The sequence below is a fragment of the Sphingomonas sp. EU05-FHT14C10 genome (assembly GCF_058790595.1).
The window spans coordinates 64,635-85,771 of sequence record NZ_JBYTEN010000016.1 but is presented as its reverse complement, the minus strand read 5'-3'; the positions used below and the strand labels follow the sequence as shown (position 1 = coordinate 85,771).

Below are 21,137 nucleotides of genomic sequence, written 5' to 3'. Positions count from 1 at the left end.
GTAGCGCTGGCGCAGATTGGAGGAGGGATGATAGTCATTCCTCACCCCCAACGCGGATCGCGCGCCAGTCCCAGCCGCTTCTGCCAGTCGACCCGGCTCAGCTGCGCCAGCGATATGAGATAGGCGATCGCGATTCCGGCGCTCACCGCGCCCATCCGGTTCGCGGGGCACAGGTGCCAGGCCGACAGCACGAAGACGATGCGCATGCCCAGATGGACGAAGCCCAGCGGGTGCCCGATCGTCCATGAGAAGACCACCCAGTGGAGCGCGAAGCCGATGCCGATGCTGATCGGCAGCAGCGCGGGCGCGTAGATCCACACCGGGATGTGGATCGCCCAGGTGGAAAGCGCCATGATCCGCGCCTTGGCCGACAGGTCGAACAGCGGATTTTCCGGCGGCGATCCCATTTCCTCGCCGCGGATGCGCCCGATCAGCAGCCCCACCGGCAGGATCGCCCAGAAGCACAGCGCCAGCGTCAGATTATGCCATGGCGGCGCGACGACGAGGCTGAGCAGCGCCGCGACGCTATAGACGATCGCGCCGGTCATCGGCAGCGCCAGCGATCCCCGGCGGCGGACGATGAAATCCGCGCGCATCTCCTCGAAGCTCATCCCCGCCATTCGCCCCCTCCGCCTGCTTTGGCACAGCCTACACACATCGTAACGCCCCCGACCATCCGCCCCGCGCTTGCGCCCGGCGGCGGCGCGACGTTTACATCTTGTTAACCATATTTCTTCAGCCTTCATGCACGGAAATGGCGGGTTTATGGCCGACAGAAAATGGCCGGGCCGCCCCTTTGGTAGCGTCAATATCGGATAGCGGAGGCTTCATGGTCCGCCGATTGTCGACCGTCCGGCCATGGCCGGCGGCCCTGCTCCTTCTCCTCCTCCCCGCCTGCGCGGCGCGGCAGGAAGCGCCGGTGGTGACCGCCGACAGCGCCGGGCCGCGCCCGGTGGTCGAGGTCATGCCGGAGGACGGCGTCACCACCGCATGGCAATCGCTCATCACCGCGGCCGACAAGGATCGGCTCGCCCGCGCGCACGATGCCTGGGCGGCGGCGCGCGCCGATGTCGCGGCGGAACGGATGACGGCGGCGATGGCGGCGGAGGGCGCGGCGGTCGATCCCGATGCGGCGTTGCCGCGCGCAGCGCCTTCGCCCGGCCCCTATGAATGCCGCATGGTCCGGCTCGGTCGGCAGCGCGGCGGGGCTGGCGCCGGAAGCGGGTCGCGCGGGCGCGCCTTCACCGCCTTCAAGCCCTTCGCCTGCTATGTCGAGGCCGAGGGCAGGCTGCTCACCATCGTCAAGCAGACGGGGACGGAGCGCCCGGCCGGGCGGCTGTGGCCCGACGGCGACGATCGCATGGTGTTTCTGGGCGCGGTCGCGCGCGATGCGGAGGGGCAGCCGCCGGCCTATGGCGCCGATGCCGATCGCGACGTGGTGGGCTATGTCGAGCGCGTCGCGCCTTTCCGCTGGCGCCTCGTCATGCCCTGGCCGCACGGTGATGCGCTGCTCGACATTCTCGAGCTTTCGCCCCTCGCCGATCCCATCGCCCGCCCGCCCGCTTGACCCGCGCTCCGGATGAGCGTAACTGTGTTATATGAGCAATACACACGGGGATTAGCGTGATTCGCCTGATAACCTTGCTGGCAACCTCGTCGCTCCTCGCCGCCTGCAACAGCCACGGCGAAGGCACCAACTTCTCGCTCGACGCCACCACCGAAAGCGGCGGCAAGGTGAAGGCGGGCGTCGACGGCACGACCGGCGGCGTCACGATCGACGCCCCCGGCCTCAAGGCCGCGATCGCGCTGCCCAAGATCCAGCTCGACGCCGACGATGTCGATATCGGCGGGGTGAAGCTCTACCCGGGCTCGAAGGTCACCGGCATGAACGTCACCGCCAACGATCGCACTCACAGCGGCGGCCAGGTCCGCATCGCCTTCGACGCCCCCGCCGATGCCGCCACGGTCAAGGACTGGTTCGGCAAGGAGATGACGAAGAAGGCCTTCAAATTCTCCGCCTCCGCCGCCGGCCTTGCGGGCACCACCGACGATGGCGACGCCTTCTCGCTCGATCTCAAGCCCGGCGCGGCGGGCCACACCAGCGGCACGCTGAACGTCGACGATCAGAAATGAGCGCGACGCGGCGCTAGGCCGTTTCGGGAAGCGCCCAGTCGATCGGCTTCTGGCCATGCGCCTCGAGGAAGGCGTTGGCCTTGGAGAAATGGCGGCAGCCGAGAAAGCCGTTATGCGCGGATAGCGGCGATGGGTGCGCGGCCTTCAGCACCAGATGCCGGCTCTGGTCGACAAAGGCCGCCTTCTTCTGCGCATAGCTGCCCCACAGCATGAACACGACGGGATCGGTGCGGGCGTTGACGGCGGCGATCACTGCGTCGGTGAAGCGTTCCCACCCCTTGCCCTGATGCGACGCCGCCTGCCCCATCTCGACCGTCAGCACGCTGTTGAGCAGGAGCACGCCCTGCTTCGCCCAATGCTCGAGGAAGCCGTGGCGCGCGGGTGCGATGCCGAGGTCGCTCTGCAATTCCTTGTAGATGTTGACGAGGCTCGGCGGCGTCCGCACCCCCGGCTTCACGCTGAAGCACAGGCCATGCGCCTGCCCCGGCCCGTGATAGGGATCCTGCCCCAATATGACGACGCGCACCTTGTCGAGCGGGGTGAGGTCGAGCGCGCGAAACCATTCGCTGCCCAGCGGGAAGATGCGCTTGCCGCTTTCCTTCTCGCCGACAAGGAAAGCGCGGAGCTGGCGCATATAATCGCTCTCGAACTCGCCGCCGAGCGGCGCGAGCCAGCTTTCCCCGAGTTTGACCGCGCCGCTCATCGCCCGATCAGCGCTTCTTCACGAACTCGGCGCGCAGCACGAGCCCCTTGATCGTCTCGTGGCGGCAATCGATTTCCTGCTCGTCGCCGGTCAGGCGGATCGACTTGATGACCGTGCCGCGCTTGAGCGTCTGGCTGGTGCCCTTGACCTTCAGATCCTTGACCAAGGTCACGCTGTCGCCGTCGACGAGCAGGTTGCCGACGGCATCGCGCACTTCCACTGCAGATTGGCCGGCGCGATCACGCGCCTCGGCGGCGCTGATCCATTCGCCGCTCGCCTCGTCATAGACATAGTCTTCGTCGCTCAATGCTCTTCCTTTCGCTTGCCCGGCCGCGCCTGCCTATACCTTCGCCGGCTCCGGCCGCCAGCCCGCGCCCGCGCTTTCGCGCTCCTCGGCCAGTTTCGCGCCCGCGCCCGCAAGCATGTCGAACAGCTTGTCGGGTGCAGTGAAGCGCAGCCCGGCGACCATCGCCTCGCCGCCCTCGGCGATGATGATCTCGCGCTCGCCGGCCTCGATCCCTGCCAGCATGCGGCGGACGCATTCCCCGGCCTCCATGCCGCCGTCGATATTGGCGTCGGACGCCCCGCGCCGCGACCCGTCGGCCTGCAGCGCGTTCGCCGCCACCTGCGTCCTGACCGATCCGGGGAGCACGGTCGTCACGCGGATGCCGTAAGCCTGCTCGACCTCGGCGCGCAGCGCGTCGCAATAGCCGATCAGCCCGTGCTTGGCCGCGCAATAGGCGGTGCGCAGCACCACGCCCACGCGCCCCGCGACCGAGCTGATCCCGACGATATGCCCCCGCCGGCGCTCGGCCATGCGCGGCAGGATCAGCTGGGTGAGCCAGATGGGTGCGAGCAGATCGGTATCGACGATCGCGCGATAGACTTCGGGGCTGGTGTCGACCGCCAGGCTGCGCTGGCTGATCCCGGCATTGTTGACGAGCATGTCCACGCCGCCCCGCCAACCCCACGCGGCATCGACCGCTGGCGCAAGCGCGGCCCAGTCGGTCGCCTCGAAGGGAAGGACCAGCGTTTCGACACCAAGCTCCCCGGCCAGCGCATCGAGCGCATCACGCCGGCGCCCCGACAGGATCAGCTTCGCGCCCTGCGCCGCCAGCGCACGCGCAAGCGCCTCGCCGATCCCCGACGAAGCGCCGGTGATCCAGATCGTCTGCCCGTCGAATGCCATGTCCTTCTCCCTTATCTTATCGTCCCGGCGCCCAGTCAGCCGGCGCGAGCGTGAAACCCGAAAATTCGAAACCCGGCGCGACGATGCACGATACCAGCGCCCAGCCCCTGTCCGCCTCAGCCGCCTGCCATTCGCCCGGCGCGATCAGTTGCTGCGGCACGTCGCCCGCCAGCACGTCGGGGCCGAGCCGGACGGCGCGCGCCGGCCCGGCATCGTCCGCCGCCATCGACAGCCTGAGCGGATGCCCGGCATGCCACAGCCAGATCTCGGCGGCATCGACCTTGTGCCAATGCGATTTCTGGCCGGCTTCGAGAAGGAAATGGATCGCCGTCGCGATCGCGCGTTCGCCAGCCGCGGCCGGCGCGCGCCACGTCTCGCGATACCAGCCGCCTTCGGGATGCGGCGCGAGGCCGAGCTTCGCGACGATCGCCTGCGGGTCGCCGGTCACCACCTCGTCACTGCTCATGGTCGCGCCACCAGCCATAGGCCTCCTGCTGCAGCTCACGGACGAAGGCGCGCGCCTCCGGCCCTGTCCAGTCGCCGTCATGCCCCATCATGACGGCGCGTCCGCCCGCCCACCAGCCCTGACCGGGCAGCCCGTCGCCTTCGCGCACCACGAGCACGGCAAGCTCGGGCTCGCCGCGCGCGGCGCCGGCATCGTCGATCGCGCCGAGGGTCTTGCACAGCGCGCGCATGCGCGGGCGGGTGAAGCGCAGGCCGAGCTGGCCGAGCAGTGCGGAATAGCTGATCGTCTCTTCGGCGCGGGCGGCGGCGATCAGGATCGCGCGGACGCGCGCGACGTCGGCGATCGGGCTGTCCTCGCTCACAGCGCGTCCATGACGAGCTTCACGCCAAGCGCTATCATCAGCACATAGACGATGATGTAGAAGCTCTGGTTGTTGACGCGGCGGATGAGCCAGACGCCCCCGAGCGTCGAGGCGATCGCTACGGGCATGAGCGCGGCGGAGACGATCAGATTGGCGCGGGTGAACTGGCCGAGCGCGAGATAGGCAGGCACCTTCGCCCAGTTGATCAGCGCGAAGCAGATCGCGGCGGTGCCGACATATTCGAGATGCGGCAGCCGTTTCGGCGCGACCCACATCTGGAAGGGCGGGCTGCCGGCATGCGCGATCTGGCTGGCGAAGCCCGTCGCCACGCCGAACAGCGCCCCGACCCAGTCGGGCGATGTCGACGGCGCGGGCGACCGGCCGCCGCGTTCGAGATAGAGACGCCACAGCCCGAACAGGATCGAGATCATCCCGATCGCCCCCATCACCGCTTCCTCGCGCAGCAGCGCGGCGAAGGCCCAGCCGATGACGACGCCGACGAGCGCGCCGGGCATCATCACCATGATGATCCGCCCGTTCCAGCTGTGCCGGAAGCTCCAGACGCTGACGACATCCTGCACGATGAGGATGGGCAGCAGGATCGCGGCGGCGGTGACCGGCGGCACGACGAGCGCCAGGATCGGCGTGCCCAGCGCGCCCAGCCCCGCGAACCCACCCTTGGCGAGGCCGACGAGCGTGACGGCGATGACGGCGGCGACGATGAAGGCGGGATCGGAGACCATCGCCCCGAGGCTTAGGGCAGTTCAGCCCCCGCCGTCACGCCTTCCGTCACGTCAGCGTCCACGCAATCCGCGTCCGATCGTCCAGCGTCATTCGGACGGGCAGTTGCCGGCGCGCTTCTCGGTCCTGCCGCCGGGCAGATACCAGGTCGATTCGCCCTCGGCGCTCGCGTCATTCTGGTAGAAGCAGACCTGCGCATCCTTGCCGTCGGGCGTGATCGCGATCGTCCAGTTGTGGAAGCCGCAATTATGCGCCTCGCAGCCCCAGGCGAGCAGGCGGCCGTCCTTGAGCGCGATCGGCGCGTTGGGGCCGTTCGAGGTGAAGACGAACCTGCGCACCCCGGCGTCGCCGACGGTGGCGGCGACCGCGGCCTTCACGCTCGGCTGATCGAGGAAGGTGCGGCCCTCGACCTTGTCGAACGGATATTTGCCGACATAGGCGGACAGCAGGCCGGTGGGCGGCGGCGAGTCCGGTGCGGCGACATTGGCGGCGGCGTCATTGCCCGCATCGGGCGACGCTGCGGCAGGGTCCGCCGCATTGTCCCCGGCGTCCGTGGAGTCATTGTCCAGAGGCGCGGCGGCATTGGCATCGGCGGCCTCGGTCGGCGCCTTGCTGCAGCCGGTGACGAGCAGCAGCGCGAGCGGCGCGGCGGCGATCAACAGGCGTTGGTTCATCGGACTTTCCCTCTTTTTGTGGCCTGGACGAAAGGCATGGAAATCAGCCGGTTAGCGCGCCGAAGTTGACAAAGTTGACAGGCTGGAGCGTCGATTCTCAACTTCATGCCATGACGCGCATCGCGGCGGGCGCGACGAGGCGGAGGCGGGCAGGCGGTACGGGCATGGAGCATGCCCCGAATGAAGCAGAAAAGCCGCCTGTAGGACAGCATGTTGCACGCAGTCGCCGGGCGGATCAGGGCGCGTCGAAGCTCGGCTCGGCGGGTTCGAGCACGTCATAGTCGCGCTCCCAGCCTTCATTCTGGAGGACGAGCGTCTGGATCGCGATGGCGTTGCCGTTGGCGTCGAGATCGGGGAGCGCGTGGAACTCCGACGGCCAGCAGCGATAGATATTGTAGGCGATCACCACCTGCCCGGCCTCGTTGAAAAGCTCGAGGACCACATCCTTGCGGAAATCCTTGAGCGAGACCTCGCTGCCCAGCCCCGCGCCGAAATTATGGACCTTGTTGGCCCAATGCTCGAACTCGAGATCGTGGGTGACGCCGCGCTCGATCACCAGCGGCTCATAGACGGTCGCGCCGGGCGCGTTGCGCACGGCGGACGGATCGCCGCCCTCGCGATGCTTCACCACCTCGGTGGTGCGGCGCAGCCCGCTGACACGCGAGACGCCGACGATATAGCGCCCGTCCCATTTCAGGCGGAACTTGAAGTTCTTGTAGGGGTCGAAACGCTGCGGATTGACGGTGAACTGCGGCATGGCACGCGCCTCCCTGCGGTTGCGCGGCGAGGAGGCCGGATCGCACGCGCGGAGTCAATGCGGGGCGGCGACAAGCCCCTCCACATCAGCCTGCAATCAGGCCAGGGTCACGAAAATCTCGGCCTCGATGACCCACTGACCGTCCATCAGTCGCCACTTGGCCGTATAGACGCCCGATGCGGCCGGGGTGGCCTCGCCGTCGATGCATCCGCGCCAATCGCCCTGTTCGAGTGCGATCGGTTCGACTTTTGACATGAAGAAACGCGTCGGCGTGCGCGTGCAGGCAAGACGACGAGGCGAAGCGAATTCGCGCCGCCAGACCTGAACCTGTTCGCGACGGCCGCTGATCACCGCGCTGTCGCTGCCCGTAATCATCACGCAATCGCGCGCGAGGACCGAGCCGATGGCGGCGGCATCGCCTTCCACGATGGCGCGATTGAAGGCCGCGCGGCGGACGCGGATGGCAAGCTCTGCGGCGTCGCCCATGTTCCAAGACCTCATCTGTTCAGGGCAGCGGGTTCAGCCGGGATCGCGTCGTAGGATCGCCCAGACCGCGCTCAGGATGAAACCAAGCACGAAACCGAGCGGCCCGGTTATGAAGATGCCCAGCATCGGCCCCTGATTGGCTTCGGGCGTGAAAATCATCGGCCCGACAAATCCCGCCACGAAACCAATGAAGCCAAGCAAGCAGCCGCCGCGTGCCGCCGTATTGAGAATGCCCATCCCACACCCCCATAGCCAGTATCGACCGGAGCCCGGATATTATCCCTGTTTACGCCGGCCGCATCAGCACCTGTCACTCGCCCGCAACAAAGCGACGCTCAATCATGCTCCCGCCCGCCAGCGCCCATGTAAAGCTCGCGGCCAGTCTCGTTGTAGAGCTCGCTCATCTTGGCCATGCCGACCTCGGCTTCCTCGGCAGCGATGAACGTCTCGGGGCCGGCATTCTGCTTGGCGGCGAAGTCGCGTACTTCCTGCGTGATCTTCATCGAGCAGAACTTAGGCCCGCACATCGAGCAGAAATGCGCGGTCTTGGCGCCTTCGGCGGGGAGCGTCTGATCGTGATATTTTTCCGCCGTGTCGGGATCGAGCGACAGGTTGAACTGGTCGCGCCAGCGGAATTCGAAGCGCGCGCGGCTTAGCGCGTCGTCGCGCAGCTTGGCCGCCGGGTGGCCCTTGGCCAGATCGGCGGCGTGGGCGGCGAGCTTGTAGGTGACGACGCCGACCTTCACATCGTCGCGATCGGGCAGGCCCAGATGCTCCTTGGGCGTGACGTAGCAAAGCATCGCCGTGCCGTACCAGCCGATCATCGCGGCGCCGATGCCGCTGGTGATATGATCATAGCCCGGCGCGATATCGGTGGTCAGCGGCCCCAATGTGTAGAAAGGCGCCTCGCCGCAGGCGGCGAGCTGCTTGTCCATATTCTCCTTGATCTTGTGCATCGGCACATGGCCGGGGCCTTCGATCATCACCTGCACATCCTGTTCCCAGGCGCGCCTGGTCAGCTCGCCCAGCGTATAGAGCTCGGCGAACTGGGCTTCGTCGTTTGCGTCGGCGATCGATCCGGGGCGCAGGCCGTCGCCCAGCGAATAGGCGATGTCATAGGCCTTCATGATCTCGGTGATCTCGTCGAAGCGCTCGTAGAGGAAGCTCTCCTTGTGGTGCGCGAGGCACCATTTCGCCATGATCGATCCGCCGCGCGAGACGATGCCCGTCACGCGCTTCGCGGTGAGCGGGATATAGGGCAGGCGCACGCCGGCATGGATGGTGAAATAGTCGACGCCCTGCTCGGCCTGCTCGATCAGCGTGTCGCGGAAGATTTCCCACGTCAGATCCTCGGCGATGCCGCCGACCTTCTCCAGCGCCTGATAGATGGGCACGGTGCCGATCGGCACGGGCGAGTTGCGGATGATCCATTCGCGCGTGTCGTGGATGTTGCGGCCGGTCGACAGGTCCATCACCGTGTCGGCGCCCCAGCGGATCGACCAGACGAGCTTGTCGACCTCGCTCGCCACGTCCGACGCGACCGCCGAATTGCCGATATTGGCGTTGATCTTCACCAGGAAATTGCGGCCGATCGCCATCGGCTCGCTTTCGGGGTGGTTGATGTTCGACGGGATGATCGCGCGGCCGCGCGCCACCTCGTCACGCACGAACTCGGGCGTGACGTGATCGGGGATGCTGGCGCCCCAATCCTGCCCGTCGCGGACCAGCGCCTCCTTCAGCGCATCGCGGCCCATATTCTCGCGGATGGCGACATATTCCATCTCGGGCGTGATGATGCCGCGCCGCGCATAGTGCATCTGGCTGACATTCATCCCCGCCCTGGCGCGGAGCGGCCTGCGCCCGGTGGCGGGGAAGCGCGGGACGCCGCCCGAGCGATCCGGACCGAGCTGGCCGTTATCCTCGGGACGGACGTCGCGCCCGTCATAGCTCTCGACGTCGCCGCGCGCCTCGATCCACTGGCGGCGGTGCTGGGGGAGGCCCGCCATGATGTCGATCGTCGCGGCGGGATCGGTATAGGGGCCGCTGGTGTCGTAGACGCGAAGCGGGGGCTCGCCCGACGACGGCTCCAGATCGATCTCGCGCATCGCGACCCGGAGCGGGCCGACATGGACCTTGCGGCTGCCGCGGATCGGGCCGGTGGTGACTTTCAGCTCGGTGCGGGCAGGGATGTCGGCCATTGTCTCTCACTCCGTGTTTTCGGAATTGAGCGGCCTGCCCGATGGTCTCCCGGACCATCCGCGCTGTCCGCTCCCTCCGCCGGTGTAAACCGGATCAGGTTCAGCGGGTCGCGGCCGATCAGCCGCCTCTCAGCCGCTCGCGCGGCCCCCCGGGGATGCACGGACTGTAGGCGGCTTCGCGGGCGGTGGGAAGACTCGTCTTCGGCCGCCGGCGCCGTCCCGAAATGGAGCGGGCGGAGACGCCGATTTCCGCGCCGGCGATAAATGCGCTAACCGGGCGCGATGGACGGTTCGATGCGCTGCGACCTCGCCATACTTGGCGGCGGGCTTGCCGGCGGGTTGATCGCGCACGCGCTGAGCGTGCGGCGGCCCGATCTGTCGTTGCGGCTGATCGAGGCGCAGCCGGTGCTGGGCGGCGGGCGCGTCTGGGCCTTCCCCGCCAACGATATCGAGCCCGAGCATCGCTGGATCGTCGAGCCTTTCCTGTCGCGGACGTGGAACGGCTATGACGTCGTCTTCCCCGCGCACCGCCGGTCGCTGGGCGTCCGTTATCACGCGGTGCGCCCGGCCGAGCATGATGCGGGGCTGCGGCGCGTGCTGGCGCCCGACACACCCGTCCATGCCCGGATCGCGCGCGCATCGGCGACGCGCGTCGTGCTGGCGAACGGGCGGACGATCGACGCGGCGGGCGTCATCGACGCGCGCGGGCCGGGCGATCTGGGGCTGCTCGACATACGCTGGCGCAAATATCTGGGACGCGAGTTGCTGCTCGATCGGCCGCACGGGATCGAGATGCCGATCGTGATGGACGCGGCGGTGCCGCAGCAGGATGGCTGCCACTTCATGCAGGTGCTGCCGCTGGGTGCGCGACGGCTGTTCGTCGCCGCCTGCTATTATAGCGACCGGCGGCTGGCCGATGCGCACCAGATGCGCCGCAGGATCGACGATTATGCCGACCAGCATGGCTGGCGCGTCGGCGAGACGACGGCGGAGGAGACGGGCGTGACGCCGATGCTGCTCGACGGCGGCTTCGACGGCTATTGGGAATCGGGGGGCGAACATGCCGCCAAGGCCGGCGCGCGCGCCGCCTTGCTCCACCCCGCGACCGGCGCCGCAGTCGCCGACGCGGTGCGGCTGGCCGCCCATGTCGCCGAGCTGCCCGATCTCAGCGGCCCCGCGCTCCACGAAGCGCTGCGCGTCCATGCCGCACGCGCCTGGGGCGAGCGGAGCTTCTACCGCATGGTCGCCAAGATGCTGTTCCACGTCGCCGACGACGATGCGCGCTATCGCCTGTTCGAACGGCTTTACCGCCTGCCGCCCAGGCTGATCGATCGCTTCAACGCGATGCAGTCGACGCCTGCCGACAAGCTGCGCATCCTTGCCGGACGCCCGTCGCTGCCCCTATCGCAGACCTTCCGAGCACTGATGGGAAGCGAGCGATGAGGATTGCCGTCTATTGCGGATCGAGCCTGGGGAGCGACCCCGTCCATGCCGATGCCGCGCGTGAACTGGGCGCGCTGCTGGCGGAGGCGGGGATCGGGCTGGTCTATGGCGGCGGCAATGTCGGCCTGATGGGCGTGCTGGCGGACGCGGCGCTGGCCGGCGGCGGCGAAGTGATCGGCGTGATCCCGCAGGCGCTGGTCGACCGCGAGGTCGCGCACAAGGGCTGCAGCCAGCTCCACGTCACCGCCGACATGCACGAGCGCAAGGCGCTGATGGCGGAGAAGGCCGACGCTTTCGTCGCGCTGCCCGGCGGGATCGGCACGATGGAGGAGCTGTTCGAGGTGTGGACGTGGGGGCAGCTGGGCTGGCATCCCAAGCCGTGCGCGATCGTCAACGTCGCGGGCTATTATGACGCGCTGGTCGATTTCCTCGACGGCGCGGTGCGATCGGGCTTCCTGACGCAGGACCATCGATCGATGCTGATCGAGGTGGGCGCGGTGGCGGACCTGCTCGACCGGCTGGGCGACTATATCCCGCCACAGGTCGGCAAGTGGATCGGGCGCGAGGATCTTTAGCGCAGGGCCGCAATCGAAAGATGCGGAGCGAAATGGCGCCCGGCGGGTTTGCCCTCTAAAGGCGTCGGCGGATGTTAAGCGCCGGTCCATAAAGTGGCGCCTAAACGGAGCGGAGCCGGAACAGCGTAGCAAGCCATGAACGAACTGTCGCAATATCTGCTCGACGCGATCACGCGTTCGGCCGCGTGGAGCGGGCCGCTGATCGGCGTGCTCGCCTTCCTCGAATCGCTTGTCGTCATCGGGCTGTTCATTCCGGCGATCGCGACGATGATCGCGGTCGGCGGGCTGATCGGCGCCGGGATCGTCGATCCCGCGCCCGTGATCATCTGCGCGGTCGTCGGCGCGGTGCTGGGCGACTGGGTATCCTATGCGCTCGGCCGCGCGCTGGGGCCGGCCATCTATCGCCATCGCTGGCTGCGCGGCCACCGGCTGGGCTTTGCGCGGGCGCGGCTTTTCTTCCGCCGCTTCGGCTTCGTTTCGGTGCTGCTCGGCCGCTTCCTGGGGCCGGTCCGCTCGACCGTGCCGGTGGTGGCGGGCGTGCTCAAGATGCCCAACCTGCCCTTCCAGCTGGCCAATATCCTGTCGGCGCTGATCTGGGTGCCGGCGCTGCTCGCCCCCGGCTATTTCGCCGGCGCGCGGGCAATGGAGCTGGGGCTGAGCGCCGAGCATTTCCTGCCGCTGGCGCTTGGGCTATGCCTGCTGCCGCTGGCGCTGGGCTGGGTCGCGATCAAGCTGTTCAGCAAGCCGCGCCAGCGCGCCGCGGCGCGCGCATCGGCCTGAGGGTTCAGGATTCAGCTTCGGCACCGGCCCACTCCCCCACCCGGCCTCCCATCTAGCATATACTGAGTGGGAGGCCGGGTGGGGGAGTGGGCCGGTGCCGCCAGGCCGGCATCAATGCCCGGCGTTTGACGAGAAGAGGTTGAGGACGAGCACGCCCGCGAGGATCAGGACGATCCCGGCGATCGCGGGCCAATCGAGCCGTTGCCCGAACAGCAACAGCCCGATGACCGAAATGGCGACGATGCCGATCCCCGACCAGATCGCATAGGCGATGCCGACCGGGATCGAGCGCAGCGCCAGCGACAGGCAGTAGAAGGCGATGGCATAGCCGATGAGCGCGACCGCCGTCGGCACGGGCCGCGTAAAGCCGTCGGACGCCTTGAGCGCCGAAGTCGCGATAACTTCCACCGCGATCGCGATGATGAGCGCCGCCGTCGCGTTCATCGGCCGCACGCCGGACCAAGGGCGATGAACGAGCGGCTGGCGGCGGCGATCGGCATGATCCTGCCTATAGGCCGGGCATCGCTGCCCTTGAAAGCCCGCGATGCGCGCCCGAGAAAGGGGTGGATGAAACGACTGCTGATTCTCGCGCCGCTGCTGGCGCTCGCATCCTGCGCGACGCCCGAGACGCGGGTGCGCAACGCCCTCGAAAATGCCGGCCTGTCCCCGCGCATGTCCGAATGCATGGCGAAGAAGATGGTCGTCAAATTGTCGATCGGCCAGCTTCGCCGGCTCGGCGAGGTCGCCAAGGCGGGCAAGGCGCGCAGCGTTCAGGACTTCCTCGACGCCATCGGGGCGATCGACGACCCCCAGACGGTTTCCGTTACGACTCGCGCGGCGCTGAGCTGCAGCCTGAGGCTCTGACGGTGGCCGCACCGGCGCCGATCAGCGCGTGCACAATGCGCAACTGGCGAAAGCCGGACTTTTCTTGCGGGCCAAGCTATGCTTTAGCCGCCCGCGACTCCCTATCAACAGCGGAAGCCCCCAAATGAACATCCACGAATATCAGGCCAAGGAACTGCTTGCGAAGTTCGGCGTGCCCGTCCCGGCCGGATATGCCGCGATGAGCGTGGAGGAGGCCGTCGAAGCCTCCAGGAAGCTGCCCGGACCGCTTTATGTCGTGAAGGCGCAGATTCATGCGGGCGGCCGCGGCAAGGGCAAGTTCAAGGAGCTTCCGCCCGAGGCGAAGGGCGGCGTCCGCCTCGCCAGGACCGAGGATGAAGTGCGCGCGGCGGCGACCGACATGCTCGGCAACACGCTCGTCACCATCCAGACCGGCGAGCACGGCAAGCAGGTCAACCGCCTCTACGTGACCGACGGCGTCGACATCGCGAAGGAATTCTACCTCGCGCTCCTCGTCGACCGCGCCACCGGCCGCGTCGCGTTCGTGGTTTCGACCGAGGGCGGCATGGACATCGAGACGGTCGCGCATGACACGCCCGAGAAGATCCACACCTTCGACGTCGATCCCGCGACCGGCTTCATGCCGCATCACGGCCGCGCCGTCGCCAACGCGCTGGGGCTGACCGGCGACCTCGCCAAGCAGGCCGAGAGCCTGGCCGGCAAGGTCTACAACGCCTTTCTCGGCACCGACGCCGCGCAGATCGAGATCAACCCGCTCGCCGTCACCGACGACGGCAAGCTGATGGTGCTCGACGCCAAGGTCGGCTTCGATTCGAACGCCATGTTCCGCCACAAGGAGCTGATGGAACTGCGCGACGAGACCGAAGAGGATCCGATGGAGCTCGAGGCGTCGAAGTACGACCTCGCCTACATCAAGCTCGACGGCGACATCGGCTGCATGGTCAACGGCGCCGGCCTCGCCATGGCGACGATGGACATCATCAAGCTGAACGGCATGTTCCCGGCCAACTTCCTCGACGTCGGCGGCGGCGCGAGCAAGGAGAAGGTGACGGCGGCGTTCAAGATCATCCTGAGCGATCCGGCGGTGAAGGGCATCCTCGTCAACATCTTCGGCGGCATCATGCGCTGCGACATCATCGCCGACGGCATCGTCGCGGCGGCGAAGGAAGTGAACCTGGCCGTGCCGCTGGTCGTCCGCCTCGAGGGCACCAACGTTCAGCAAGGCAAGGACATATTGGCGAACAGCGGCCTGCCGATCGTCGCGGCCAACGATCTGGGCGACGCCGCCCAGAAGATCGTGGCGGAGGTGAAGAAGGTCGCCTGATTATTGGCGTCGCCCCGGCTTCCGGCCGGGGCCCAGCCAAGCTGGATTCCGGGCCATGGCCGGGATGACGAGAATGGAGGGAATGCAATGAAGATCCTTGTGCCCGTAAAGCGGGTCATCGATTACAATGTGAAGCCGCGGGTGAAGGCCGACGGGACCGGGGTCGACCTGGCCAACGTCAAGATGAGCATGAACCCGTTCGACGAGATCGCGGTCGAGGAAGCCATCCGCCTCAAGGAAAAGGGCGCGGCGACCGAGATCGTCGTCGTCTCGATCGGGCCGGCCAAGGCCCAGGAAACGCTGCGCACCGCGCTGGCGATGGGCGCCGACCGCGCGATCCTGATCCAGACCGACGACGAGGTCGAGCCGCTGGGCGTCGCCAAGCTGCTCGCCAAGGTCGTGGCGGAAGAGACCCCGGGCCTCGTCATCCTCGGCAAGCAGGCGATCGACGACGACAGCAACCAGACCGGCCAGATGCTGGCCGCGCTGCTCGGCTGGGCGCAGGGCACCTTCGCTTCGAAGGTCGAGATCGAGGGCGATGCCGTGAAGGTGACGCGCGAGGTCGATGGCGGCCTCGAGACCGTCAGCCTGAAGGCGCCGGCGATCATCACCACCGATCTTCGCCTCAACGAGCCGCGCTACGCCTCGCTGCCCAACATCATGAAGGCCAAGTCCAAGCCGCTCGCGACCAAGGCGCCGGCCGACTATGGCGTCGATATTTCGCCGCGCCTCAAGACGCTGAGCGTCGCCGAGCCGCCCAAGCGGACGGCGGGCGTGAAGGTGGCCGATGTTGACGAGCTGGTGGCCAAGCTCAAGGCGCTGGGAGTTGCGGCATGAAGACGCTGGTTTGGGTCGAGCATGAGGGCGGCGCCCTCAAGGACGCGACGCTGAGCGCGGTGACCGCCGCCTCGAAGCTGGGCGAAGTCCACCTGCTGGTTGCCGGCAAGGGCGTGGGCGGTGTCGCGGAAGCGGCGGCGAAGATCGCGGGCGTGGGCAAGGTGCATGTCGCCGACGACGCGGCGTTCGATCATGCGCTGGCCGAGAATGTCGCGCCGCTGATCGTCGAGCTGATGGGCCATCACGACGCCTTCGTCGCGCCCGCCACCTCGACGGCCAAGAACATCGCGCCGCGCGTCGCAGCGCTGCTCGACGTGATGCAGATTTCCGACATCCTCTCGGTCGAGAGCGCGGATACCTTCACTCGCCCGATCTATGCGGGCAATGCGATCGCCAAGGTCCAGTCGGCGGACGCGAAGAAGGTCATCACCGTGCGCGGCACCGCCTTCGAGAAGGCGGCGAAGGACGGCGGATCGGGCACGATCGAGGCTGTCGTCTCGACCGGCGACAAGGGGCTTTCGAGCTTCGTCGGCGCCGAGATCTCGAAGTCCGAGCGCCCCGAGCTGACGAGCGCCAAGGTTATCGTCTCGGGCGGCCGCGCGCTGCAGAACAGCGAGAATTTCCACACGGTCATCGAGCCGCTGGCGGACAAGCTGGGTGCTGCGGTCGGCGCGTCGCGCGCGGCGGTCGACGCCGGCTATGTGCCCAACGACTATCAGGTCGGCCAGACCGGCAAGATCGTGGCGCCGGAAGTCTATATCGCCGTCGGCATCTCGGGCGCGATCCAGCATCTCGCCGGCATGAAGGACAGCAAGACCATCATCGCCATCAACAAGGACGAGGATGCGCCGATCTTCCAGGTCGCCGACATCGGCCTGGTGGGCGACCTGTTCAAGGTCGTGCCGGAGCTGACCAGCAAGCTCTGATCCTGATCGGACCTTATAAAGATAAATAAAGATAAGGGGCGGCGTCCATAGCGGACGCCGCCCCTTTTCATGTCCGGTCTCCCGCCTGTCAGGCGAGGACGATCGCGCGGCGGCGGCGGAAGCCGGCGCCGGCGAGGCCGAAGCCCGCGATCAGCATCGCCCAGGTCGCCGGCTCGGGAACGCCGGCATTGGCGACCGGGTAGCGGCCGGGGTTGGCGAGATCGGCAGACGTGCTGGTCGCATAAACCGATCCGAACACATCGCCCATCGCGGCGTCGACGAAGCTCGTGCCGCCGACGACGAGGTTGCGGCTGATGCCGCGCGTCGTGCCGGCATAGGTCACGCTGTCGACCAGCGTCGCGGCATTCTGCACGGTCGAGCTGTAGATGTTGATCGTATCCTCGCTGCCGAGGTTCGAATTGCCGCCGATCGAGAAGACCTTCACGCTGGCCGCCAGGCCCCAGTAGCTGCGGAAGGCGTCGGCGGTCATTTCGGTCAGGATCGCCGATTCGCCGGCCGCGAGCGAGCCGAAGGCCGAGCCGAAATTGACCGGGTTGTTGGGATTGTCGTCGTTATAAGACCAGGTCGAGACATCGACGGCGGCGGTGCCGAGATTGGTGATCTCGACGAACTCGCGCGCGCCGGACGCGGCGCCCTGATACATGAATTCGGTGATCTTGACGGCGGCGCTGGCGGGCGCGGCCATGGCCATGATCGGGGCGGCGAGCAGACAAGCGAGTTGAGCAGTGCGGCGCATCATTTCCTCCTCCAATGGTGCGAGGATCGCCTATGCAGCCCGAATGACAGGCGAATGACGCCATGACGTCATTCAAAAGACAGACCTATTTCGGGTCAGGCCTATTTGGAGTCAGCGGGCAGGAAGCGCAGCAGCGCGTAGCCCGCGATCGCCGAGATGAGCGATCCGCCGAGCACGCCGATCTTCACCTGATCGCCGAGCAGCGGATCGCCGAAGGCGAGCCCGCCGATGAACAGGCTCATCGTGAAGCCGATGCCGCAGAGCAGCGCGATACCATAGATCTGCGGCCAGCTGGCGTTGCCCGGCCGCTCGGCGAGCCCGGCCGCCACCGCGAGGCGGACCGCGCCGAAGATGCCGATCTGCTTGCCGACGAACAGCCCGAGCGCGATGCCGAGCGGCAATGGCGCGAAAACCGTATCAAACCCCATGCCGGCGAAGGACACGCCGGCATTGGCGAAGCCGAAGAGCGGGACGATCAGATAGGCGACAAGCGGATGCAGGCCATGTTCGAGCCGGTGGAGCGGCGAGTCCTGCGCATCGGGCGCGCCCGGCGTCCTGTCGATCGGGATGGTCAGCGCCGCCAGCACGCCCGCGATCGTGGCGTGGACGCCCGACGACAGGATAGCGAGCCACAGCAGCAGGAATCCGGCGAGATAGGGAATGAGCGAGCGCACGCCCGCGCGGTTCATCAGCATCATGCAGGCAAGGACGAGCAGCGCGAGGCCGAGCGCGGCGAAGTTCAGCCCCTTGGTGTAGGCGATCGCGATGATCGCGACCGCGCCCATATCGTCGACGATCGCGACGGTGGTGAGGAACAGCTTGAGCGCGGCGGGCGCGCGCGAGCCGAGCAGCGCGAGCACCCCGATCGCGAAGGCGATGTCGGTCGCCGCCGGGATCGCCCAGCCGGCGGCGAGATCGGCCTGGCCGCGCGTCACCAGCAGGAAGACGATGGCGGGCATCAGCATCCCGGCCCCCGCCGCCGCCATCGGCAGCACCCGATCGCTCCAGCGCGCCAACTCGCCGTCGACGAACTCGCGCTTTATCTCGAGCCCGACGAGCAGGAAGAACAGCGCCATCAGCCCGTCGTTGATCCACAGATGGACCGTCATCGGCCCCAGCTTGTCGGCAAGCACGGGACCGGTCTCGACATGGAGCAAAGCGAAATAATCCCCGGCGACGCCGGGAATATTGGCGGCGATCAGCGCGACCAGCGCCGACAGGATAAGCAATATGCCCCCGCCCGCCTCGGTCGCCAGGAAATCGCGGAGTGCCGAATATGGCCCTTGCCGCGCCATTCCCCTTGCGCCTGCGCTCATTCGCTTTCTCCCGACTTGCCGGGTTCCGAGTGGCGCGCGCACGCGCGCGACGCAACCCCAAAGCATCGCTCCTTTGGCGGAAGCGCTTGCGCGCACAGCGGAAAGTACCGATCATTCCACCTGCGATTCGGGGGAAGCGGCAAATGGAGGCAGGCTGGGGTCTGTGGCTGCTCGACAGCGCCGTCCATGAACTTGTGCTCTTCGCCGCCGCGTTCATCCTGCTCGGCGGCATCGACGATCTCGCGACCGACCTGATCTGGATCGGGCGGACCCTGTGGCGCCGACTGTTCGTCTATTCGGTGCATCGCCGCGCCGATGCCGGCACGCTCGCGCCATCGGAAGCGCCGGGGCTGATCGCAGTCTTCGTCCCCGCATGGCGCGAGGCGGCCGTGATCGGGCCGATGATCGAAACGGCGATCGATCGCTTCGGCGATGGCGACTGGCGGCTTTATGTCGGCTGCTACCCCAACGATCCGGCGACGATCGAGGCGGTGGCGAAGATCGCCGCGATCGAGCCGCGCATCCGCCTCGTCATCGGCGGAAGGGCGGGGCCGACGACCAAGGCCGACAATCTCAACCGCATGTGGGCCGCGCTGATGCGCGACGAGGCGCGCGAGGACAGGCAGGCCAAGGCAATCGTGCTCCACGATGCGGAGGATGTCGTCCATGCGGCCGAGATTTCCCTGTTCCAGACGCTCGCCGACCGCTTCGACCTGATCCAGCTTCCGGTGATGCCGCTGATCCCCGGCGAGGGCAGCTATTGGCGGCGCTTCATTTCGGGCCACTATGCCGACGAGTTCGCCGAGGCGCATGGCAAGATGCTGGTGGTACGCGAGGCGATCGGCGCCGCCATTCCTTCCGCCGGGGTCGGCTGCGCCTTCTCGCGCCGCGCATTGGCGCGAATCGCCTTGCTTCAAAATGGCCGGCCGTTCGAGGCGGCGAGCGTCACCGAGGACTATGAGCTGGGCCTCGCCGTCTCCGCGATGCGGGGGCGCGCCGCGTTCGTCCGCCTGCCCGGGCGGCGCGGCGGCGCGGCCGTGGCGGTGCGCGCGCATTTCCCCGAGACCTGGGATGCGGCGATCCGCCAGAAGGCGCGCTGGATGACGGGCATCGCGCTCGACGGCTGGGACAGGCTGGGGTGGAGCGGCGGGCTCGCCGAGCGCTGGATGCGGCTGCGCGACCGGCGATCGGTGTTCGCCGCGATCGTGCTGCTCGCCGCCTATGTGGGCGCGCTGGGCTGGCTGATCCTCCACGCGGTCGCGCCCATGGGGCACGGCTTCATCCCCTATGGCCCGATTGCGACGATGATGTTCGCGGCGACCACGGCGCTGCTCTGCTGGCGTCTGGCGATGCGCTTCGCTTTCGTCTCCTATGTCTATGGGTTGCGCGAGGGGCTGCGATCACTGCCGCGAGTCATCGCGGCGAACGTCATCACCATCCTCGCCGCGCGCCGGGCGATGGCGCATTATGTCGCGCGGATGCGTGGCGCGCGCCTCGTCTGGGAAAAGACCGACCATATCTTCCCGGCGCGAGTGCCCGCCGAATGAAGCGGCAGGGGCGCGGACGGCCGATCCGCTTCATCATCCTCGTCACCTCGCTCTGGGCGGGCGGGCGGGCGCTGATCGTCTGGCCCGGCGTGATCGCGCCCTGGCGCGAGCCACGCCTTGCCTATGCGCCGGCCTTGGCACCAACGCCGGCCGTGGCCGGTACGGAACGAAACCGGCAGGTCGAGGCGCGCCGCTGGCCGATCGCGCCGGATGGTGCGCCGCCGCCCCTGCTTGCGCGCGCGGCACAGCCGGCACCCGAGCGCGCCGGCTATGACGGCCGGCAGTTCGCGCAGCACATCGCCTATATCCAGGGCTATGGCACGCCGCCGGCGCTGGCGCGGATGATCTTTACCGGCGGCGCCAAGGCCGGTGCGCGCGCGCTTCCCGCCGATCGCCGATTGCAGAGCGAAGGCGGCGGGCGGCTGAGCTTTTCGGGCTGGGGCATATTGCGTGGCGGCGGCGGCACCAACCTTGCCGGCGGCGCGGGGCAGCTCGGCGGATCGCAGGCCGGGCTGCGTGCCGCGCTCGCGCTCGGCCGGTCGCGCGACATGGCGCTGTTCGGCCGCGTATCGAGCCCGCTGTCGACGCCGGGCGGGCGCGAGGCGGCGCTGGGGCTGGAATGGCAGCCGCTGAAGGCCGTTCCCGTCAGGTTCGCCGCCGAACGGCGCCAGTCGATCGGCGGCGGGCGCAATGCCTTTGCGCTCGGGCTGTTCGGCGGGATCGGCCCCACGCCGCTGGCGCACGGCTTCTCGCTCGACGCCTATGGGCAGGCGGGGATGGTCGGCGCGCGGCGGCGCGACGGCTATATCGACGGCGCGCTGCGCGTCGAACGCGAGCTGGTCGGCGCGGGCACGCTGAGCATATCGGCGGGCGCGGGGGCGTGGGGCGGGATCCAGCCGGGCGTCGCGCGGCTCGACGTCGGCCCGCAGATCGTGGCGCGCGTGCCGGCCGGCGGCGCAATGCTGCGCCTCGGCTTCGAATGGCGGCAACGCATCGGCGGACATGCGCGGCCCGGCTCCGGCCCCGTCTTTTCGGTCGGGACCGATTTCTGACGCGCAAG

At 68.0% G+C, this 21,137-nt stretch carries 26 protein-coding genes and 1 riboswitch; of the genes, 11 read left to right on the top strand and 15 right to left on the bottom strand.

The window, feature by feature from the left end; translation table 11 throughout:
• Positions 1-41: 41 nt before the first annotated feature.
• Positions 42-620, bottom strand: a complete 579-nt coding sequence (locus AC3WT0_RS14985) for a DUF7010 family protein (protein ID WP_492754231.1) — start codon at positions 618-620, stop codon at positions 42-44.
• Positions 621-829: 209 nt separating this feature from the next.
• On the opposite strand from AC3WT0_RS14985, the gene AC3WT0_RS14980 reads away from it, so the two are divergent.
• Positions 830-1,567 carry a DUF4893 domain-containing protein gene (locus tag AC3WT0_RS14980; RefSeq protein ID WP_492754230.1) on the top strand — a complete coding sequence of 246 codons (738 nt, stop codon included), beginning with the start codon at positions 830-832 and terminating at the stop codon, positions 1,565-1,567.
• 56 nt (positions 1,568-1,623) lie between these two features.
• Complete coding sequence (locus AC3WT0_RS14975) at positions 1,624-2,133, top strand: hypothetical protein (RefSeq protein ID WP_492754229.1); 510 nt, start codon at positions 1,624-1,626, stop codon at positions 2,131-2,133.
• 13 nt (positions 2,134-2,146) lie between these two features.
• On the opposite strand, the gene ung is transcribed toward AC3WT0_RS14975, so the two are convergent.
• The 11 genes from ung to thiC form a co-directional block, all read right to left on the bottom strand.
• Positions 2,147-2,836: a uracil-DNA glycosylase gene (gene ung / locus AC3WT0_RS14970; protein ID WP_492754227.1), complete on the bottom strand. Its 690-nt coding sequence runs from the start codon at positions 2,834-2,836 to the stop codon at positions 2,147-2,149.
• A gap of 7 nt (positions 2,837-2,843) precedes the next feature.
• Positions 2,844-3,143: an alkylphosphonate utilization protein gene (locus tag AC3WT0_RS14965; protein WP_492754226.1), complete on the bottom strand. Its 300-nt coding sequence runs from the start codon at positions 3,141-3,143 to the stop codon at positions 2,844-2,846.
• A gap of 33 nt (positions 3,144-3,176) precedes the next feature.
• Positions 3,177-4,025: an SDR family NAD(P)-dependent oxidoreductase gene (locus AC3WT0_RS14960; RefSeq protein WP_492754225.1), complete on the bottom strand. Its 849-nt coding sequence runs from the start codon at positions 4,023-4,025 to the stop codon at positions 3,177-3,179.
• A 16-nt stretch (positions 4,026-4,041) separates the two neighbouring features.
• Positions 4,042-4,491 (bottom strand): cupin domain-containing protein, encoded by a 450-nt coding sequence (locus AC3WT0_RS14955; RefSeq protein WP_492754223.1) that lies wholly within the window; start codon positions 4,489-4,491, stop codon positions 4,042-4,044.
• The gene (locus AC3WT0_RS14950) at positions 4,481-4,852 is read right to left on the bottom strand and encodes a ribose-phosphate pyrophosphokinase (RefSeq protein WP_492754222.1); all 372 of its coding nucleotides are present in this window, start codon (positions 4,850-4,852) and stop codon (positions 4,481-4,483) included. The genes AC3WT0_RS14955 and AC3WT0_RS14950 overlap by 11 nt, the downstream gene beginning before the upstream one ends.
• Entirely contained in the window at positions 4,849-5,595 is a 747-nt protein-coding gene (locus tag AC3WT0_RS14945; protein ID WP_492754221.1) for a sulfite exporter TauE/SafE family protein, read from the bottom strand. Before AC3WT0_RS14945 ends, AC3WT0_RS14950 begins: the two co-directional genes overlap by 4 nt.
• An 87-nt stretch (positions 5,596-5,682) precedes the next feature.
• The gene (locus AC3WT0_RS14940; protein ID WP_492754219.1) at positions 5,683-6,267 is read right to left on the bottom strand and encodes an Ivy family c-type lysozyme inhibitor; all 585 of its coding nucleotides are present in this window, start codon (positions 6,265-6,267) and stop codon (positions 5,683-5,685) included.
• Positions 6,268-6,502: 235 nt separating this feature from the next.
• Positions 6,503-7,024, bottom strand: coding sequence for a phage tail protein (locus tag AC3WT0_RS14935; protein WP_492754218.1), 522 nt, complete (start codon positions 7,022-7,024; stop codon positions 6,503-6,505).
• 96 nt (positions 7,025-7,120) lie between these two features.
• Positions 7,121-7,510, bottom strand: coding sequence for a DUF4440 domain-containing protein (locus AC3WT0_RS14930; RefSeq protein WP_492754217.1), 390 nt, complete (start codon positions 7,508-7,510; stop codon positions 7,121-7,123).
• Positions 7,511-7,543: 33 nt separating this feature from the next.
• On the bottom strand, positions 7,544-7,747 hold the full coding sequence (locus tag AC3WT0_RS14925; RefSeq protein ID WP_492754216.1) for a hypothetical protein: 204 nt from the start codon (positions 7,745-7,747) through the stop codon (positions 7,544-7,546).
• 98 nt (positions 7,748-7,845) lie between these two features.
• Positions 7,846-9,708, bottom strand: a complete 1,863-nt coding sequence (gene thiC / locus AC3WT0_RS14920) for a phosphomethylpyrimidine synthase ThiC (RefSeq protein ID WP_492754215.1) — start codon at positions 9,706-9,708, stop codon at positions 7,846-7,848.
• A 53-nt stretch (positions 9,709-9,761) separates the two neighbouring features.
• A riboswitch (TPP riboswitch) is annotated at positions 9,762-9,870 on the bottom strand.
• A gap of 132 nt (positions 9,871-10,002) precedes the next feature.
• Between thiC and crtY the strand changes: the two genes are divergently transcribed.
• The 3 genes from crtY (at position 10,003) to AC3WT0_RS14905 (ending at position 12,506) form a co-directional block, all read left to right on the top strand.
• Positions 10,003-11,151: a lycopene beta-cyclase CrtY gene (gene crtY / locus AC3WT0_RS14915; protein WP_492754214.1), complete on the top strand. Its 1,149-nt coding sequence runs from the start codon at positions 10,003-10,005 to the stop codon at positions 11,149-11,151.
• The gene (locus tag AC3WT0_RS14910) at positions 11,148-11,726 is read left to right on the top strand and encodes an LOG family protein (protein ID WP_492754213.1); all 579 of its coding nucleotides are present in this window, start codon (positions 11,148-11,150) and stop codon (positions 11,724-11,726) included. The genes crtY and AC3WT0_RS14910 overlap by 4 nt, the downstream gene beginning before the upstream one ends.
• Before the next feature lie 135 nt (positions 11,727-11,861).
• Entirely contained in the window at positions 11,862-12,506 is a 645-nt protein-coding gene (locus tag AC3WT0_RS14905; RefSeq protein WP_492754212.1) for a DedA family protein, read from the top strand.
• Between the two features lie 111 nt (positions 12,507-12,617).
• Here AC3WT0_RS14905 and AC3WT0_RS14900 read toward each other — a convergent pair whose 3' ends face one another.
• Positions 12,618-12,950: a DMT family transporter gene (locus AC3WT0_RS14900; protein WP_492754211.1), complete on the bottom strand. Its 333-nt coding sequence runs from the start codon at positions 12,948-12,950 to the stop codon at positions 12,618-12,620.
• 123 nt (positions 12,951-13,073) lie between these two features.
• Here AC3WT0_RS14900 and AC3WT0_RS14895 point away from each other — a divergent pair, with 123 nt between their 5' ends.
• From AC3WT0_RS14895 to AC3WT0_RS14880, 4 genes are all read left to right on the top strand, one after another.
• Entirely contained in the window at positions 13,074-13,370 is a 297-nt protein-coding gene (locus AC3WT0_RS14895) for a hypothetical protein (protein WP_492754210.1), read from the top strand.
• A 124-nt stretch (positions 13,371-13,494) separates the two neighbouring features.
• Positions 13,495-14,694, top strand: a complete 1,200-nt coding sequence (gene sucC, locus AC3WT0_RS14890; RefSeq protein WP_492754209.1) for an ADP-forming succinate--CoA ligase subunit beta — start codon at positions 13,495-13,497, stop codon at positions 14,692-14,694.
• Positions 14,695-14,781: 87 nt separating this feature from the next.
• Positions 14,782-15,531, top strand: coding sequence for an electron transfer flavoprotein subunit beta/FixA family protein (locus AC3WT0_RS14885; RefSeq protein ID WP_492754207.1), 750 nt, complete (start codon positions 14,782-14,784; stop codon positions 15,529-15,531).
• Positions 15,528-16,457 carry an electron transfer flavoprotein subunit alpha/FixB family protein gene (locus tag AC3WT0_RS14880; RefSeq protein ID WP_492754206.1) on the top strand — a complete coding sequence of 310 codons (930 nt, stop codon included), beginning with the start codon at positions 15,528-15,530 and terminating at the stop codon, positions 16,455-16,457. Before AC3WT0_RS14885 ends, AC3WT0_RS14880 begins: the two co-directional genes overlap by 4 nt.
• A gap of 88 nt (positions 16,458-16,545) precedes the next feature.
• On the opposite strand, the gene AC3WT0_RS14875 is transcribed toward AC3WT0_RS14880, so the two are convergent.
• Together AC3WT0_RS14875 and nhaA are read right to left on the bottom strand one after the other, a co-directional pair.
• Positions 16,546-17,214, bottom strand: coding sequence for a lamin tail domain-containing protein (locus AC3WT0_RS14875; protein ID WP_492754205.1), 669 nt, complete (start codon positions 17,212-17,214; stop codon positions 16,546-16,548).
• 101 nt (positions 17,215-17,315) lie between these two features.
• Positions 17,316-18,530 carry a Na+/H+ antiporter NhaA gene (gene nhaA, locus AC3WT0_RS14870; RefSeq protein WP_492754204.1) on the bottom strand — a complete coding sequence of 405 codons (1,215 nt, stop codon included), beginning with the start codon at positions 18,528-18,530 and terminating at the stop codon, positions 17,316-17,318.
• 143 nt (positions 18,531-18,673) lie between these two features.
• Between nhaA and AC3WT0_RS14865 the strand changes: the two genes are divergently transcribed.
• Both AC3WT0_RS14865 and AC3WT0_RS14860 read left to right on the top strand, forming a co-directional pair.
• Entirely contained in the window at positions 18,674-20,077 is a 1,404-nt protein-coding gene (locus AC3WT0_RS14865) for a glycosyl transferase family protein (protein WP_492754203.1), read from the top strand.
• Positions 20,074-21,129, top strand: a complete 1,056-nt coding sequence (locus tag AC3WT0_RS14860; protein WP_492754202.1) for a hypothetical protein — start codon at positions 20,074-20,076, stop codon at positions 21,127-21,129. Before AC3WT0_RS14865 ends, AC3WT0_RS14860 begins: the two co-directional genes overlap by 4 nt.
• Positions 21,130-21,137: the final 8 nt, after the last annotated feature.